16 protein-coding genes are annotated in these 15,090 nt (G+C 60.3%); 8 read left to right on the top strand and 8 right to left on the bottom strand.

What is annotated here, in order from left to right; all coding sequences use genetic code 11:
* The 5 genes from ALA01S_RS10885 to ALA01S_RS10870 form a co-directional block, all read left to right on the top strand.
* A partial coding sequence (locus ALA01S_RS10885) for a Bax inhibitor-1 family protein (RefSeq protein ID WP_174548616.1) occupies window positions 1-370 on the top strand: 370 nt, incomplete at its 5' end.
* A gap of 489 nt (window positions 371-859) precedes the next feature.
* Window positions 860-1,183 carry a hypothetical protein gene (locus ALA01S_RS10880; RefSeq protein ID WP_157118913.1) on the top strand — a complete coding sequence of 108 codons (324 nt, stop codon included), beginning with the start codon at window positions 860-862 and terminating at the stop codon, window positions 1,181-1,183.
* 129 nt (window positions 1,184-1,312) lie between these two features.
* The gene (locus ALA01S_RS10875; RefSeq protein WP_066335906.1) at window positions 1,313-1,759 is read left to right on the top strand and encodes a hypothetical protein; all 447 of its coding nucleotides are present in this window, start codon (window positions 1,313-1,315) and stop codon (window positions 1,757-1,759) included.
* Window positions 1,760-1,978: 219 nt separating this feature from the next.
* Window positions 1,979-2,206, top strand: a complete 228-nt coding sequence (locus ALA01S_RS31690; RefSeq protein ID WP_084267432.1) for a hypothetical protein — start codon at window positions 1,979-1,981, stop codon at window positions 2,204-2,206.
* Between the two features lie 227 nt (window positions 2,207-2,433).
* Window positions 2,434-3,504: an acyl-CoA dehydrogenase family protein gene (locus ALA01S_RS10870; protein WP_066335904.1), complete on the top strand. Its 1,071-nt coding sequence runs from the start codon at window positions 2,434-2,436 to the stop codon at window positions 3,502-3,504.
* A gap of 774 nt (window positions 3,505-4,278) precedes the next feature.
* On the opposite strand, the gene ALA01S_RS32820 is transcribed toward ALA01S_RS10870, so the two are convergent.
* From ALA01S_RS32820 to ALA01S_RS10850, 8 genes are all read right to left on the bottom strand, one after another.
* Entirely contained in the window at window positions 4,279-5,841 is a 1,563-nt protein-coding gene (locus tag ALA01S_RS32820) for a hypothetical protein (protein WP_157118912.1), read from the bottom strand.
* A gap of 291 nt (window positions 5,842-6,132) precedes the next feature.
* Complete coding sequence (locus ALA01S_RS10865; RefSeq protein ID WP_066335903.1) at window positions 6,133-7,095, bottom strand: IS5 family transposase; 963 nt, start codon at window positions 7,093-7,095, stop codon at window positions 6,133-6,135.
* A 132-nt stretch (window positions 7,096-7,227) separates the two neighbouring features.
* Window positions 7,228-7,386, bottom strand: a complete 159-nt coding sequence (locus tag ALA01S_RS32815) for a hypothetical protein (protein WP_157118911.1) — start codon at window positions 7,384-7,386, stop codon at window positions 7,228-7,230.
* A gap of 371 nt (window positions 7,387-7,757) precedes the next feature.
* Window positions 7,758-8,507 carry an abortive infection system antitoxin AbiGi family protein gene (locus ALA01S_RS31685; RefSeq protein WP_084267431.1) on the bottom strand — a complete coding sequence of 250 codons (750 nt, stop codon included), beginning with the start codon at window positions 8,505-8,507 and terminating at the stop codon, window positions 7,758-7,760.
* Between the two features lie 192 nt (window positions 8,508-8,699).
* Window positions 8,700-9,059 carry a hypothetical protein gene (locus ALA01S_RS10860; protein ID WP_157118910.1) on the bottom strand — a complete coding sequence of 120 codons (360 nt, stop codon included), beginning with the start codon at window positions 9,057-9,059 and terminating at the stop codon, window positions 8,700-8,702.
* 414 nt (window positions 9,060-9,473) lie between these two features.
* Window positions 9,474-9,806, bottom strand: a complete 333-nt coding sequence (locus ALA01S_RS32810) for a hypothetical protein (RefSeq protein WP_157118909.1) — start codon at window positions 9,804-9,806, stop codon at window positions 9,474-9,476.
* Window positions 9,807-9,826: 20 nt separating this feature from the next.
* Window positions 9,827-10,417, bottom strand: coding sequence for a hypothetical protein (locus ALA01S_RS10855; protein WP_066335898.1), 591 nt, complete (start codon window positions 10,415-10,417; stop codon window positions 9,827-9,829).
* A 269-nt stretch (window positions 10,418-10,686) separates the two neighbouring features.
* On the bottom strand, window positions 10,687-11,757 hold the full coding sequence (locus ALA01S_RS10850; protein WP_066335896.1) for a DUF932 domain-containing protein: 1,071 nt from the start codon (window positions 11,755-11,757) through the stop codon (window positions 10,687-10,689).
* Window positions 11,758-12,040: 283 nt separating this feature from the next.
* On the opposite strand from ALA01S_RS10850, the gene ALA01S_RS31680 reads away from it, so the two are divergent.
* From ALA01S_RS31680 to ALA01S_RS31675, 3 genes are all read left to right on the top strand, one after another.
* Window positions 12,041-13,984 (top strand): ParB/RepB/Spo0J family partition protein, encoded by a 1,944-nt coding sequence (locus ALA01S_RS31680; protein WP_084267430.1) that lies wholly within the window; start codon window positions 12,041-12,043, stop codon window positions 13,982-13,984.
* A gap of 100 nt (window positions 13,985-14,084) precedes the next feature.
* Window positions 14,085-14,237: a hypothetical protein gene (locus ALA01S_RS32805; RefSeq protein WP_157118908.1), complete on the top strand. Its 153-nt coding sequence runs from the start codon at window positions 14,085-14,087 to the stop codon at window positions 14,235-14,237.
* Window positions 14,238-14,478: 241 nt separating this feature from the next.
* On the top strand, window positions 14,479-15,000 hold the full coding sequence (locus ALA01S_RS31675; RefSeq protein ID WP_084267429.1) for a hypothetical protein: 522 nt from the start codon (window positions 14,479-14,481) through the stop codon (window positions 14,998-15,000).
* Window positions 15,001-15,090 lie beyond the last annotated feature (90 nt).

Raw genomic sequence — 15,090 nt, 5'->3', positions numbered from 1 at the left:
CTCGAACGGCGCAAGCCTGGTGATGACGGCCTTTGCCGGCACGGGCGCGATCTTTCTGGGCATGGCGGCGCTGTCCAGCGTGATCAAGCGCGACCTTACCTCCATGGGCAAGTGGCTGTTCATCGGCGTGGTGATGCTGATGGTGGCGGGCATCGCCAACATCTTCCTGCAGTCCAGCGCGCTGATGATCACGCTGTCGGTGCTGGCCATCGGCATCTTCTCGGCCTTCATCCTGCATGACCTCAAGCGCGTGCAGGACGGCTTGGAGACCAACTACATCACCGCCACGCTGGGCGTGTACCTGAGCATCTACAACGTCTTCCAGTCGCTGCTGGCGCTGCTGGGCATCTTCGGCAGCCGGGAGGAGTGAACCACCGCCTCATGCCGACTTAGCGCGGTCACGGCCTTTTTGGCTGACGCGCCGCCCCTCAGGTCCTGGACATCCAGGGCCTGGCTTGCATGCTGGCCACGCACAACGATTCATCCCGTCGGCTTGCAGCCGGTTCACTGCGCACCTACCGTCCCGAGGGCCGGCCTTGCGTGCCGACTCGGAAAGCTGGCGCAGCGAAGAAGGCAGCTGCCAAGAAGGCCTCTGCCAAAAAGGCGGCAGGCAAGAAGGCCGTGCCCAAGTCTGCTGGTACCGCCACGGCTCAATCCCAGCGGGCCGATGGCGCCACGACCAATGACGCAACGTCAACCGGCGGCTCGCAAGGCACGGAGTCCGCAGGTTCCTGAACCCAGGAACGGGTAACGCTCTACTCCATGCATCATCGGCTTCGGCCGCCTGGTGCATGGGCTCGCCATGACACCCGCAGTACAGCGCCGCGGCGCCCATCAAGGACGCTGCCGTGCAGCAACGTTGGAAGACGACATGAGAACACTGCGTGTGACCATCCCGGACGGCGTGAAATTTGCGGACCTGCGCCTGTCGCGCAACGTGGGCGACGGTTCCGTGCGCTTTGCGATGGCGCCCATTGAGGCCATCTGCAAGGCCAGCGCGCTGGATTTCGCTGAGATCGTGCATGGGCCGCAGCCCCTCGTGGGTCAGCTGATCCTGGCTTGGTACGAGGACCATCTGAAAGACGGTGGCGCACCCGACCCGGTGCAGGAAGACCTGCGCGAGGAGGCGCGACTTGAGGCGGAAAGAGGCGGCGGCTTCGCGTACCCGCCGGGACATGCCTGAGTCCGACACGCCCTGCCTGACGGCTTCGCTGCATGCCCGGCCGGATGTCACGCGCCCCCGCCAGCCGGGTGTGATCGCGCCGCAACAAGGGCACTGGCGTGGGTTGCCTGGCTGGCAAAGTGCCGCGCCATGTTTTCCATGCCCGCCCCACAGCCACCAGAGCTGCTCCAGGCCTTCTACGCTCGGCTGTCTCGGCGCTACGGCGCACCGGGCGTGCGCTTGGCTGACTTCCCCGGTCGCTGGACGGTGTTCCGCACGTCGGACTTGGCAGCGGGAAAAGAGCACGCAGTTCTTGATGTCGAGCCGCCCCACGACCACACGCTGGAGGATCTGGCAGAGCTGGAGTCCAGGGCGGCGTTTGCCGTTGGCGAAGGCCACGATGCGACGCTGGTCGTGACGTACCTGACCAGGAGAACTATGGCGGGCGCTGACCTGAGGGAAACGCAGGCAACGCCGGTCCTCGCCCTCGCGGTGTGGAGTCTGGAACATCCGGTGGCGCTGACGGGCGACATCGAACTCGACAAGGCCGGCACGCCAGTGCGCATCGGCCTGCCTGACGCCCTGCCTCGGTCCTGAGCCACGGCACGGCCGGCCGGCGCAACGCGGTCACGCTGGCAGTCCCGTGTGCTGCACGCCCCGTGGCCACCGTGGTCCGAACGGCGTGCAGCTGCGCTGGATGATCGTGCGCGGATCGCGTCGCGGCCGGCTGTCGATGCGAGGCCCCCTGAACCAGCCAGGCCCTTGACATTTCCCCGATCGCCGCCACCTTGAGCGGCCTCTCTCGATCGGCATGACATGAGCGCACGCGACTCCGACACCAAGACAAAGATTTCCAATGACGGATTGCGGTACAGGGCCAAGACGGCGGGGTCGGCTTTCGGCTCACCCGTCCTGGGCAGCAGTTCGACCACGATGTCATGCTTCAAATGCGGGCGCCACAAGCCGCTCTCCGAACTGGTGACCAAGAAATTGCTGGGACGCAACCAGAAGGTCTGCATCGAAAACTGCCAGAGGAAGTCCTGAACCCAAGGGGCGGCAGAGCAGCAGGACCGGTTCGTCGCCCCGTGTGAGTGGCGGTCAGAAAGCGCTCTTTATTGGCGGTGAGGGCGCGTTTTTCGGCGGCGAGCGTGTTGCTGCGTTCGCGGCGCGCAGAAGCTCGCCAGCCTGGCCGCCCTGCAGGCCACCCTGCGCAATTTCTCCAGCCACAGGCACCATCAAGGATTGACGCTTCGCTTTTCCTTTGAACATTGATGATCATTACCGACGAGGACGCCCAAACCTTGCGCGAGGCCGCGCCCGAGGCCGAGGCGCTGGGCCGCTTGGCGCCGGCGCAGCTGGCGCTCATCGAGCGCCGCGACTGGTTCCGACTGCTGGCGCCGCGCGCTCTGGGCGGCATGGAGGTGGCGCTGCCACAAGCCGTGCGGCTGGAGGAGGCGATTGCCGAAGTCGACGGTAGCTGCGGCTGGGTGGTGACGCTGTGCGCCGGCGCGGGCTGGTTCGCCGGCTTTTTGCCGCCGGCCCCGGCGCGCGAGGTGATGGCCACGCCCGGGATGTGCCTGGCCGGCAGCGGCGCGGCAACCGGTGTCGCGCAGCGCTCGGCTGACGGCTGGCGCATCGACGGCCGCTGGGCGCACGCCACCGGCGCACCGCACGCCACGCATTTCACGTTCAACGCCGTGCTGCATGAGAACGGCCAGCCCCTGCGCGATGCGGCGGGCGCGTCGCGCGTGCGGGCCTTCATCGTGCCGGCCGCCTGCGTGAAGGTGTTGCCCACCTGGCATGCCATCGGGCTGCGCGCCAGCGCGAGCGATGCCTTCGAAATCCGCGACCTGGTGGTACCGGATACCCATGCCTTCGATATCGAACCCACCGCGGCAACGCAGTCTGGCGCGCTCTACCGGTTCCCGTTCGGCGCGCTGGCGTATGTAACGCTGGCGGCCACCCTCGGCGGCATGGCGCGCGGCTTTCTGCGTCTGGCCACGCCGCTGGTGCTGGAGCGCCCAGTTGGACCCACCCGGCAGCCCTTGGGGGCGCGGCTGCAGGTGCGCGCCCAACTGCAGTCTTCCGTGCAGCAGCTCGAAGGCGCGCGCGGCCGGTGCCTGGATTTGCTCGATGAGGCGTGGACCCAAGTCGAGCGCGACGGCGGGCGGATCGACGAGAAGCCGCTGCGCGACGCGGCGCTGGCCTGGGCGCGCACGGCACGCGAGGCCGTGGACGGCGTCTACCCCTTGTGCGGTCTGGCTGCCGCTGATCCGCGCACTGCGCTCAATCGTGCCTGGCGTGACCTGCACACAGCCACCCAGCATGCGCTGCTGCTGTAAAGAATCAATCGGATATTGCCGCCGCAGCGGTCCAGTAGTAGGTATCGCTGTACCGCCGCGGCCAGGCCGTTCTGCGTCTGTAGTTGCGTGCTGTTGGCGGCGGTCTACAAGCGCGCTTTTCCGGCGGTGACGACGCGCTCTTCGGCGGCCGTAAACGCGCATGACGTCGCATGCCGGCACATGGTCAGCGTGCGGTAGTCGCCTGATGCATCAGATGCGGATCAAGGAAGGTGGCCGCGGCCCCGTGCAGAGCGCAGGAAGGTCTGGCGCACGCAGGGCGTGAGTGCCTGCCGGCAGCGGTTGCAACGCCATTGCAGGCGCCTTGGCGGGGCTGCAGCACCCGTAGCCATGGCAGTGGACGCTGCGACCGTCGATTTGGCCCGCCAAGCAACCCTGGTGCGTCACAGTGCCGACGTCTTCGCTCAGAACGGCTCCGGTGACGGGCGCCGCCTCGCGGCGACGCTCGCGTCGAGCCTGGCCGGAGCACTCGCGGCCGCAGTACCACTGTCCACGGTTGCACTGCCGGCACACCAGGACTTGCTCCCGGCAGCGGGTGCAAAGGAAAAGTCGCGCAGATCCGTTCGGGTTGACACGGCGGCGGGCTCGTTCAGATCTCGCCACCAAAAAGCGCGCCAAAAAAGGCGCGCTTCCTGGCCGCTACTCACAGGAAAACTACAAGAAGCCCTTCATCAAAATTAATCAACGGACTGCTTGAGGCTGGTTGCTGACGTTCAGTCGTGAGCAACATCCGGCCCCCTCGTGCTCACAGCAGTATTACGGAGCGCTTGGCTCTTCCATCGGCGGATCATTCGACAGATTCAGCAGCCTTTTGACGTTTGCCGAAATCTCATTCCTTTTCTTAATTGCCTCAGCTGCCACATGGCCAGATGACTTTAAAAACTTTTCAGCTTGTGCGCTTGCTAGATTGCTTCTTTTTATTTTGCCCGCCGCTTTCACAGGCATGCAATCTTTGACCTGACTTACATCATTAAGTCTTTTGAGCCCCAAATCGAGGTAATTCCAAAATTCCTGGGACGTGTAAATTGCCTCAACTTCCTTTATTTTTTCATTGACCTGATAAAAATCGGGGATTTTAACTTTGTCTCTCAAATCAAGCCACTCAATAACTTTTTCATAGTTCTTGTTTTTTGCTTCGTCGAGCACTTTCAGTGCGTAGTTAACTGGAAGTTCCTTGGAGATGGTTAGATCGCACACCGGCAACAAATCAAGCATCAGATGGAGCGCGGTCTTCTCCATATCACCATCAACCAATCCGCCGTGTGCAACCAAATTTCGCAAAACAGGAAACTTAAACGCATAATACTCAAAGTAGTGGAAATTATTTATTTTTCCATCAATATGCTCAAGCTTGTCGTTTAGTGATGATATATCTAACTGACTCTCGGATACGCCAATTTCTCTGCATATGTCTGCAAAAATACCTTCAATCTGCAGCGGAGCAATGTTGACGAATGATAAATAGTCCTTCTCATCAAAATGCTTCAACAATGCATCAATAACTTGCTTTCGACGAGCCAGTACATGGGATGTTTTTACCAAGTCCTCCAGCTTTTCTCGAACACTTGGCAAGTACTCGGCATCTCCTGAGATGTAATAATAAGCATACTCTTTAAATTTATCGTACGATTGCCTGCATTCCTTGATCATCTCTCTGTAGCCAGATGCTGGCAAATCGGTGAATTTATTTGAATACTCGTCTAGGCTACGCACATCATAAGATTTGTATGCGCGTCCAAAAGCATACGGAGTGTCTCTGAAAAAAGACCATATCGGATAGGAAGCATTGAAGTCGCTGCTTGCCTTCCTTATGGCGTGATGTTTTATGCCATCGGTTAGAAATTCAACTATTTCATTTCTTGCAACGATATTTTTGTTCTCAAAATAGTCTAGTTGATTCCTGTAGTATCGATCTTCAGCCGAAAGACGACCAAGTTGCCTTTTTCTTTCATCAAGAATATCTCGCTCTCTATTAATATATTTTAAATTTTTCGCAATTAACGAAAGATCTTCAGTTGCCTGGAATGACAACTCTGTAAATTTATCTTTGGGCTCCTCTTTAAGTTCAAGATAATTTTCTTCGACGTACTTCCAGAAGTCCTTCGAATCCTCCGGAATATCCTTCATTGCCGAGGAGGCTCGATAAGCCGCCTCCAGTTCAGAGTACTTAATATTGGTCTTTTCATCAAAATCCAGCAGCTTCTTTAAAAATATTGCTGCAACATCTCTCTTGCCTATCTTAAAAACGTCGTTCTCAGCCAGAACCTTGTCTCTGAGACGATAAATCTCGCCGATTGTTGTTGATTTATTGTAGGCCATTTTCAGAGGTTCCTTCTTGTATTCCTGGTTTTCGCCTGTCTCGATGCAGGGAAAGAGTAAATTTGATGAGATCAAATAAGATCCCGCCGCCAAGGCAATAGATTGGCTTGCAGATTCATGTTGAATCTTGCTTAGGGAACCTCTGCTTTAACCAGTTTTGACGGTGGTAGGCAGGGTGTAGGCGGATCGACAGACGTTCAGCTGAGCAGCTTGGCGCTGGTTTCGCTGTCCGAGGTGCTGGCGGCCAGGGATTCGAGCCCTGCCACGCTGTTTTTTGGATTCCGGGCGCGCTCATGCCTGCGCCTCAATGAGCTTGTGCCGCACCATCCACAGGTTGGACAGCGCGAACAGCGTGAAGAGTTGCGCCGTGTTTTTCTTCAGCCCTCGGTAGCGAACCTTGACGTGACCGAACTGGCGTTTGATGACGCGGAATGGGTGCTCGACCTTGGCCCGGATACTGGCCTTGATCTTCTCCAGCTCATTCACGAGTTGATCGACCTTGCTTCTGGGATCGAGCTTGGCCCGCTTGCCCGGGCGCATGGCGACATTCCAGCGCACGGCCTGCTTGGCATCAGGGCGCTTGTGCGTACCCTGGTAGCCGGCGTCTCCCCAAGCTTCGGATTCCTCGCCGTGTAGCAGGGCATTTCCCTCCACCACGTCACTGACGTTGCCTGCCGTGCCGCGCACCGTGTGCACTAGGCCCGATTCGGCGTCCACGCCGATATGGGCCTTCATCCCGAAGTACCACTGGTTGCCCTTCTTGGACTGGTGCATCTCGGGATCGCGCTCGCCCTTGCCGTTCTTGGTGGAGCTCGGTGCGGCGATCAGCGTGGCGTCCACCACCGTGCCGGTGCGCAGCAGCAGCCCCTTCTCGCGCAGCAGGTCGTTGACCACGCCAAGGATCTGCTCGGCCAACTTGTGGCGCTCCAGCAGGCGGCGAAACCGCAGGATCGTCGTCTCGTCAGGCAGCCGCGTGCCCCAATTATCGAGCTGGGCAAATTCTCGAAACAGCGGCACGTCGTGCAGCGATTCCTCCATGGCCGGATCGCTCAACGTGAACCACTGCTGCATGAAATGGATGCGCAGCATCGTCTCCACGGGAAACGGCGGACGGCCGCGGCGGCCGTCGGGCGCGTAGGGCGACACCAGTTCCACCAGCGCGGCCCACGGCACCACGCGGTCCATCTGCTCCAGGAACTCGCGCTTGCGCGTGCGCTTGGTCGAAAGGTTCAGCCCGAGGTCAGCCTGCTTCATGGCTTGGATGTTCGCTCAGCACACTTGCCGTGGCTTTACGCAGAGGTTCCTTAGTCCAGCTCCATGCAACTTGGCATTTTATTGTATCAGAATATTACATCGAATGTTGTCTGGGTTAATGACGCTAGCGCTTCATTTGATTCGCAGCTGTGGCAGCTTGAGAAGAACAACTTCCTTTTGGAGTGCTGCTTCAGTGTTGGTGAACTTATCTGTATCGAAAATAATGGCGCCCAGCCGCTTAGAAAACAGAGATTCAGCAGAAATCTTTTGCATTTCATTGAAGGTTTCCATTTCAACTCTATCAAGAATTTCGGTGGAAGCAGGCTGTGTCAGTGCGATTAGTGTTGCGTGTTTTGGCGGCAGGCGCCTTAATAGGTGATGTAATAAGCAGTGGCCGTGCAGGACAATGCATGAAGGAGCTCTCTTTGCCAGAGGCAGTTGTCTGTAGTTCGCGGCTATACGGCCGCTTTCGCTGCGAAGCGGCCATTTATGACGTCTATTTGAATTTCTGCAGCGGGCGCATGGTATCCAGACCGATCAATACTCCATCAAATTCAGGAGAACGGTTTTCTTCCTTGTTAATTTATTAGTAAAAAATTCCGGCCTTGCGTCCCGATACGATTCGCCCATTTCCGTGCCAAGTGATAGGCCTCATTATCATTCTAGGCATTTTCGATGAACTCCCAGGCAACAATGCTTACTGACTGTGGGTAGCCTTCTTTGTCCAGAAATGATTTCACTTCGCCGATAAACGATTCGGGCACAACAATAGCTGCAACAGCTTCGGCCGAAAAACTAAAGTCGCCAATATTTCGCCATTCTCGTTCCCGATAAAAAGTATTCTCTGGTGTTATATCAAAGTTTGTAACCTTAATAAAGTTCATAAAAAAACCTTTCATTGCTTCAATGTCTGGCTCTTGAACTTCTACTTTGTTGTGTGCCGCTTGGGCCATAAGTTTCATCGCCTGCTGCTCTTGGAAAGAGCCTGAATATCCTAAAAATTCATAGGCCCTCTTAACGAGACTTGGATTTGGAACAAGTTTCTTAATGACGGGCATGCTTTCTGTAGGGATATACATTACAGGCAAAAATGACTTGTGAACTGCAGACGCTTTTAAACCTATCGCAACTTTTCCATAATATCTCGCGTGACTCGGAAGATCCTTGAGAGGGATGTCTGTTACGCAGCAGAACTTAGCGGTTTCTATGTCATTTATGACTCGCTCAATGCAAGTGCCAAGCAATTTTTTTGATGCAAGAATCATCTTAAGAGTTTCTTTTGCTGAAGACGGTTCTACAGTGGGACCATGCTTCTCAATGTCTGCTGGACAACGCACTTGACGCCAATCAATACCCTTGGGTGATCCAGTAAAATGCCAATAGATGTTCGAGTAGTAGCGTTGCGTGGTCATGACGTGTTGTGATGGCTAATGTGCAACTCAAAGGCGCGAAGCTGGCTTGCCGGCGTAGCGACCTAACTGACGGTTATGCTGTTAATATACCAGCAGCACAGAAGTATGCTGCAGGGAAGAGGCGTCGTCGGTCGACCAGTGATGGCCGGATGCTGTGATTTGTCAGCTGCGGTTGAACACCCGCTTCCGCTGCTATCCAGACATTGCCGCGGCATTAACCCATTCCGCATCGCTGTAGCGTCGTGGCACGGCGAAGACCAATTGCCGGTCAATCGCCATCGCCACCAGTGGCGCCGTGAGCCAGTCCCAAAAAGCTGCTGAAGACCGGTCGGCTGGGCGGCCTCGCGCCGCTCGCACGAGCCCCTTCTCAAATCGGGCGTGATGGGCCTGGTCCACGTGCGACAACGCCTTGTGCAACTGCTCGCTGTCGCCCCGTGCCAATGCCGCGGCGGCACCGGCCCACGCGCGGAAGTACGCCGTGGTGTGCCTGCTGTACCGCCCGGTGGCGCATGCGCTGGCCAGGTCCTGCGCGCTCAGCTCGGCCATCGACATGCCGCCCAGCGCCAAGTGGGCCAGCGCTCGGGCTGTAGCTTCAATCGACATCGGCAGCGCTGGGGCGCCTTGGCCGCCGGCGGCAAGAATGCGACCGCAGCTTGGTGCGCGGCCTCCGGCCGGTGCAGCGCCATGCCAAGCGCCACGTCGAGCAGCAGCTGCGCGGGCGTCGCCGTGTAGCTGCGCGAGGCGGCCAGTGAGTAGCGCAGCAGCGTCTATCGGTAGCCGAGAGGAACACCGGAGCGTCCTGCATCGCATAGGCAGCGCCAGCAAGCTCGGTAAGGCATCGACGCACGGTGAGCATGTTTCCCACGTCGGCCTTATCCTCCAACCAATGCCAGGAGATGGGCGCCTGCTCCAGCAGGTAGCCCAGCGCGCGGCGGTCGCCGCACGCCGCCTCCGCCGCGACACCGGCTATTTCAGAGGTCGTGAACCCGTAGTCCGCTCGCATGTGCGTGGCTCGATGTTGGATATCAATGGCACCGCAACCGTCGGCGGCTCGGCCGGCTGGTCAAGGCTGGCGGCGTCCATGCACGTTGTCGGTGTCGCAAGGAAGCAGGCCGTCGTGGCGCCAATGCGGCCCACGGTGAGGCCGAGAGGCTGGCCGTTGATCGTCCAGACCGTTTCGTTATGCCGCGCGTCGTAGCGGAAGGCGAGGCCTGCACCGAATCCGAAACCGGCCCGCTGCAGCACCTGCTGGAATTCCTCACGCGACACGCGGCGCGCAAGTGGAGCGTGAGTGTTCATGGCTGATGTGTTCTACCTGGTCATGCCGTGGATCGGGTTTGGCAGGCAAGGCGCAACGCGCGGTCCCGCCACCCGCCCGGCCGGGAGAACTCGTGTTCGCTGATGCCGCCCGGCACGGCTGCCTGCTCCACCAGCATCACAAGCGCGGCGTTGTGCTCCTGCAGGGCCTTCACCCGCTGTAGGGCTGCCCGCAGCTTGTCTTCCGTACGCAGTAGCGAGCGCGACACCGCGTGCAGTTCCTGCCGCATGCTGGCCAGCACCGGCGCCTTGAACACCTCGGCGGCGATCTCGGCCGCGGTGGGTGGCGGCGTCACGCCCGCCGCGGCGCCAAGCCCACTCCAGCCCGCGTGTCCCTCGGCACAGGCTTGCGCACGCATCGCCAGCGCAGCGAGATCCAGTTGGCGCAGGGCGGCCGCGGGCTGGTCGAACACGCCCGGGCTTTTGTCCGCCATGGCCAAGCCGTAGCACTCGGCCATCCGGTACTTCGAGCACTTGCGCCAGTCGGTGCCGGGCGTGAAGGCGTTGAGTGCCTGGGCGATGTGTTGGGGTTCAATACCGCGCACGGCCGACATGAATTTGTCGAAACCGGCCAAGACTGGATCGGCGTTCATGGCTGCTCCAAAGAGAGGAAGGGAAGCGAGGGACGGAGCCCCAAACGCGATGCGGCGAGGCGCCGGCGGGTTGAACAGGGCCAGCGGTTCACGCGCGGCGCGGTGGCGAGGCTGCGTGCCGTCGCGCACCAGCGACCATGCTTCGCCGTCGGCTGCCAGCACTCCGCGAAAGGCAGGCCCTACACGGCTGGGATTTCGTTGCGCTCGCACGTGCTTGTGGGTTCAGGTGAGAAGGAGACCGGTCCGGCGCGTAGCCGGGCCGGAAGCGGTTAACCGTTGCTCGCGGGCTCCAGCGCGCCGGCCCTGGCTGCCAACTCGCGCACGCCATCCCAGGCCCGCAGCTTCAGCCCCTCGCCTGCGCCGAACCACGCGGACGTCATGCGGGTGTCATCGCTGCGCCCGCGCTCGTGGTCCACGTAATCCGTGACGGCGTTGAGCAGTGCCCACGCGCTGCGCATGCCGCAGAGGTCGGCGCCGATCTGCGCGCCGCCAAAGAGGCCCATCAGCCGCTTGTAGCCACGGCTGGCGCGCACGTCCGGCAGCGGCTTGCCCTTCGGCGTGCCCTGCACCGACAACAGCAGGTTGGCCACGAACTTGTCAGCCTGTGCTTCCGTCACGTCCACCTGCGCCAGCAGCCGTGCCTCCACCAGCCAGCGGTCCCAAGCCGTGAACACGATCCCGAGTTGCTGGCGCACGGCGCCCGCGTTGAACTTCTTCATGTGCGGGACGCGCACACACTGCACGACCGGGCCTTCCATCGTGTCTTGCTCGGACTGCCAGCCGGCATCCTTCATCGATCCGCCTGCCGCCATGGTCAGCGTGTTGTTGCAGACCACGCGGATTGCCGTGAACTTGGCGGTGGTCGCCATCGTGCCGTCGTAGCTGGTCGCCAGGAGCAGGTAAGGGCGCACTGTGTCTTGGCCGACAACCGGCGCACCGTCGTTGACCTTCGCCAGCCCCCACACCCGCTTTCCATCTGACAGCGCACCGGCCGTCTCCAGCACGAACCCGCCGGCCTCGGCGAGCTTCCCGAAAAAATCGAGCACTTCCCCCGGCTGCACAACCTGATAGCCGCCGCTAACGACCGATAACGCGTTGCCCGAATCGGAGCGGTAGAGCACTTCCCGACCTTCCATTGCTTCAACGCGGTCGCAGGCGCCGGCATGGCTGCGCTGGAACAGGACCGGCGTGCGCTCAACCGTGTAGGCCAGGCCGGCTTCGCGGCGCCACGTTTCGAGATCCGCGCCAGCGGTCAGGCGCTGCCCCAACTTGTGCCACGGGGCTTCACCGACGAAAGCGATAGCGGCGCGGCCAGTGGTGGTGTCGATTAGGTGTGCCATGCGGGAATCTCCAAAGGGTTGCGGGTTGGAGTCAGCAGAACGTCACTGCGTTGTGTGATGTATTCACTTCGTCCATGTGTTTAAGTATAAGCCAAATGCTCAATATAATTATTTCCAAATAGGCAGATAGGTAAGAGTTTACTGCTATTTATTTTTCAGAGCGGCAAAGGCATTATATTTAAGCATCGGCCAGCGATAAATAAAGGATTGCGCACCGGGCGCTCTCCCGACTGACACGCACTTTTATTGCCGGGCTTGTGTCCCGGTCTTTTTGGAGCAGCACATGGACCTCTCTGAACAAACTCAGATTGACGAAGCAGAAAAGCAGGTGCAAGGCCGGGAAATAACCGTGCCGCTGAAATACCTCCAACGCGACGCCCTCAATATTCGCAAGGCGAGTCCAGCCCGCAGCGTCGATGAGCTGGCGGCGCTGATTCACTCGCAGGGGCTATTGCAAAACCTCGTCGTGCGGCCCGAGTTGTCGGGCAAGAAGGCACCCAAGCCCACCGGGCGCTATGGGGTCGTGGCTGGTGGCCGCCGCCTGGAAGCACTGAATCTGCTGTTCACCCAAGGCAAGGTGCCGGCTGATTTTCCGGTGCGCTGCCTGGAGGTTTCTCAAGACGATGCCGTGTCGGTATCCCTGGCCGAAAACTGCGGGCGCGAACCTCTCCATGGCGCAGATCAATTCGATGCGTTCGCCGCCCTTGTCGAGTTGGGGAAGACGGTTTCCCAAATTGCCGACGGCTGGGGCATCAGCACGCTTACTGTGGAGCGCCGGCTGAAACTCGCCAAGATCAGCCCGAAGTTGATGGCGCTGTACCGGGACGACAAAATCGAACTGGAACAGTTGATGGCCTTGACCCTTACAGAAGATCACGGAGTCCAAGAAACTATTTGGGAAAATACCCCGACCTGGGAGCGGTCTGCGTGTAACTTGCGCCGCAAACTGACTGAATGCGACGTGCCGCCAAATAATCCGCTGGCGCAGTTCGTGGGGTTTGCTGCCTACGAGGCGGCAGGCGGGAATGTACGTCGCGATCTTTTCGCCGAAAATGAAAACGCACCGGGGTTTATGACGGAACCGGCTCTGCTCCAGAAATTGGCGCTGGAGCGCCTGGAGCGCGAGGCTGAAGCCGTGCGGGCAGAAGGCGGCTGGCAATGGGTGGGAGTCCGCACCAGCCTGAGCTACACCGACCGGCAGGCGTTCGCCCACTGCCACACGCTTGATGTGGACCCGAGCGAGGAACAGCAGCAGCGGCTGGACGCCATTGAGGTGCTACTGTCGGAACTAGAGGCCAAGATTGACGATCTGGACCAGTATGATGAGAGCGCAACTATTGACGATCTGGAAGCGCAGCAGCGCGCAGCCGAGAGCGAGCGCGAAGCCATCGAACAGACCCTGGCGCAGATTGACCCCAACGACTTGCCGCTGGCCGGCGCGGTGGTGTACGTCGATCAGCGCGGCGAACTGGCCGTGCTGCGCGCCCTGGTGCGTGTTGAAGATCGCAAGGCACAGGCCGCGCAAGGCGGCGCTGCGGCCGCAACGGGCACCGCTGGCGCAAGCACAGCACAAGCCAAGGCACCAAAGGCCGACTACTCGGAAAAGTTGCTGCGGCAACTGACTGCACACCGCACGGCTGCATTGCGCGCCACGCTCGCGGACAGTCCAGCCGTGGCGCTGCGCGTGCTGGCGTACCAACTGGCTGTGCAGACCGGCTTGTCCTCGCGCTGCGCCTCTGGTGACAGGCCCGTCGAGATTCGCGCCGACACCGCCGATGTGCGCAAGGAAGGTGCGGACTTGGCCAAGTGCAAGGCACAGCAGGAAATGGAAGCACACCAAGAGCGGTGGGGCAACCTGTTGCCCGGTGACCAACGCTCCTTGCTGGCGTGGGTGCTCGCGGCCGATGACTCCCAGGTGCTGGACCTGCTGGCGGTGTGCACCGCGAGCACGCTCAACACGGTGCAGGGCCGCGAGGCGCCGCAACCCATCGCGGACGCCATCGCCGCCGCCGTCGATTTGGACATGGCCGATTGGTGGGAGCCGACTGCCGAGAGCTGCTTGAACTCGGTGCCAAAGGCCAAGGTCGTTGACGCGGTGCACGAAGCTGCAGGCGCAGAAGCGGCGGCGAGTCTGGAAGGGCTGAAGAAGGGCGAGGCCGTCGCCCTGGCGCAGCAGCGGTTGCAGGGCACGCGGTGGTTGCCGCCCGTGCTGCGGGCCAAGGGCTGAAGCCGCGCCGGCCTCTGCTGCAAAGGCGGGGGCCGGGAAAAAGTGGGGGCTGCGCTGTGCGCGTCACGGTGGCCCCTCCAGGCCAGCCGAGGACCGACAGATGGACAAGGTACTCACCGAGCGCCAGCACATGACGCTGCGCCGCGCGCTCAATGGCCGGCTCGTGGTGCTGTGCTTTGGCGCCGTCGTCAAGACGGGATCTCCGCGCCCTTACAGCTGTTCTGCATGCGCGGGGCCAGCGTCGAGCGCCTGATGCAAAAACGTGTCGAAGCGGCGCAGGCCAGCGCGCACGCCGAGTCTGCGCCATTGAGCACGAAATCGCTGTGAACCAGCCTCAGCTTCGATCGCGAGACGTGGAGAGGCATTAGCAAGTCACCTGCTTAACCACCCCGGCGGCTCGTGGGCCACCTGAGCCATGCTGGAAAGCTATTGCGCTATCTCGATAGTTGACCTATAGTTTGCTCATACTTTTAGCAAACAATGGGAGAACCTTCATGGACGACAAGGCGAAGCATAAGGCGCTCTGCGTACTGACGGCACGAGGGATCGGCAAGATCCTGGCTGAAGGCGGCTCGCAGGCATGGGTGTTAGATGCGAAAAGGGCACGGCGATACGAGTACGTCGTCTGTGTCCAGAACCGAGGCTTCGCGAAAGATTGGGGACGGGCTTCGGCTCCGCATCACACTGCCTTTCTTGTGGGGCGGCTGAAGGCAGTAGTCCCATGCGAAGAACCCGGGTCAGAACACCGTTGGCTTCTGACCTTCAGCGAGTACGCGGAAGTCAACCTCCCTAACGCTTGGCCGGGGTATCGGAATCCGGTGCTCTACACCGACTTGGAGACCGTGGGAATCGACGTGGGTTCACTGGACTTCCAGCCCATGCCCGAACAGGAAATCGAGGTAGGTAGCGACGCCCAGGACAAGCCACGCCCTCTGACGATTGCTGAGGCCAAAGAAGGTTTGGCGCTTGCCTTCAACGTTCCTACGTCTTCAATCGAAATCATGATTCGCGGTTGATTCTTCCTGCCGCAAAGCAGCGGCTCGGGGAGGTTGGCAGTTGCTGATCGCCAAGCCCGTGACAAGCCGCTGTCGCCATGGGCGTCAGGC

The organism is Azohydromonas lata NBRC 102462 (assembly GCF_001571085.1).
Classification (GTDB): Bacteria; Pseudomonadota; Gammaproteobacteria; order Burkholderiales; family Burkholderiaceae_C; genus Azohydromonas; species Azohydromonas lata.
This window is presented reverse-complemented; position numbering and strand designations above follow the sequence as displayed.

Coding starts and splice junctions, on each gene's coding strand:
- ALA01S_RS10875 (WP_066335906.1), top strand. CDS start 1,313: ATGTTTTCCATGCCCGCCCCACAGCCACCAGAGCTGCTCCAGGCCTTC.
- ALA01S_RS31690 (WP_084267432.1), top strand. CDS start 1,979: ATGAGCGCACGCGACTCCGACACCAAGACAAAGATTTCCAATGACGGA.
- ALA01S_RS10870 (WP_066335904.1), top strand. CDS start 2,434: ATGATCATTACCGACGAGGACGCCCAAACCTTGCGCGAGGCCGCGCCC.
- ALA01S_RS32820 (WP_157118912.1), bottom strand. CDS start 5,841: ATGGCCTACAATAAATCAACAACAATCGGCGAGATTTATCGTCTCAGA.
- ALA01S_RS10865 (WP_066335903.1), bottom strand. CDS start 7,095: ATGAAGCAGGCTGACCTCGGGCTGAACCTTTCGACCAAGCGCACGCGC.
- ALA01S_RS32815 (WP_157118911.1), bottom strand. CDS start 7,386: ATGGAAACCTTCAATGAAATGCAAAAGATTTCTGCTGAATCTCTGTTT.
- ALA01S_RS31685 (WP_084267431.1), bottom strand. CDS start 8,507: ATGACCACGCAACGCTACTACTCGAACATCTATTGGCATTTTACTGGA.
- ALA01S_RS10860 (WP_157118910.1), bottom strand. CDS start 9,059: ATGTCGATGGCCGAGCTGAGCGCGCAGGACCTGGCCAGCGCATGCGCC.
- ALA01S_RS32810 (WP_157118909.1), bottom strand. CDS start 9,806: ATGAACACTCACGCTCCACTTGCGCGCCGCGTGTCGCGTGAGGAATTC.
- ALA01S_RS10855 (WP_066335898.1), bottom strand. CDS start 10,417: ATGAACGCCGATCCAGTCTTGGCCGGTTTCGACAAATTCATGTCGGCC.
- ALA01S_RS10850 (WP_066335896.1), bottom strand. CDS start 11,757: ATGGCACACCTAATCGACACCACCACTGGCCGCGCCGCTATCGCTTTC.
- ALA01S_RS31680 (WP_084267430.1), top strand. CDS start 12,041: ATGGACCTCTCTGAACAAACTCAGATTGACGAAGCAGAAAAGCAGGTG.
- ALA01S_RS32805 (WP_157118908.1), top strand. CDS start 14,085: ATGGACAAGGTACTCACCGAGCGCCAGCACATGACGCTGCGCCGCGCG.
- ALA01S_RS31675 (WP_084267429.1), top strand. CDS start 14,479: ATGGACGACAAGGCGAAGCATAAGGCGCTCTGCGTACTGACGGCACGA.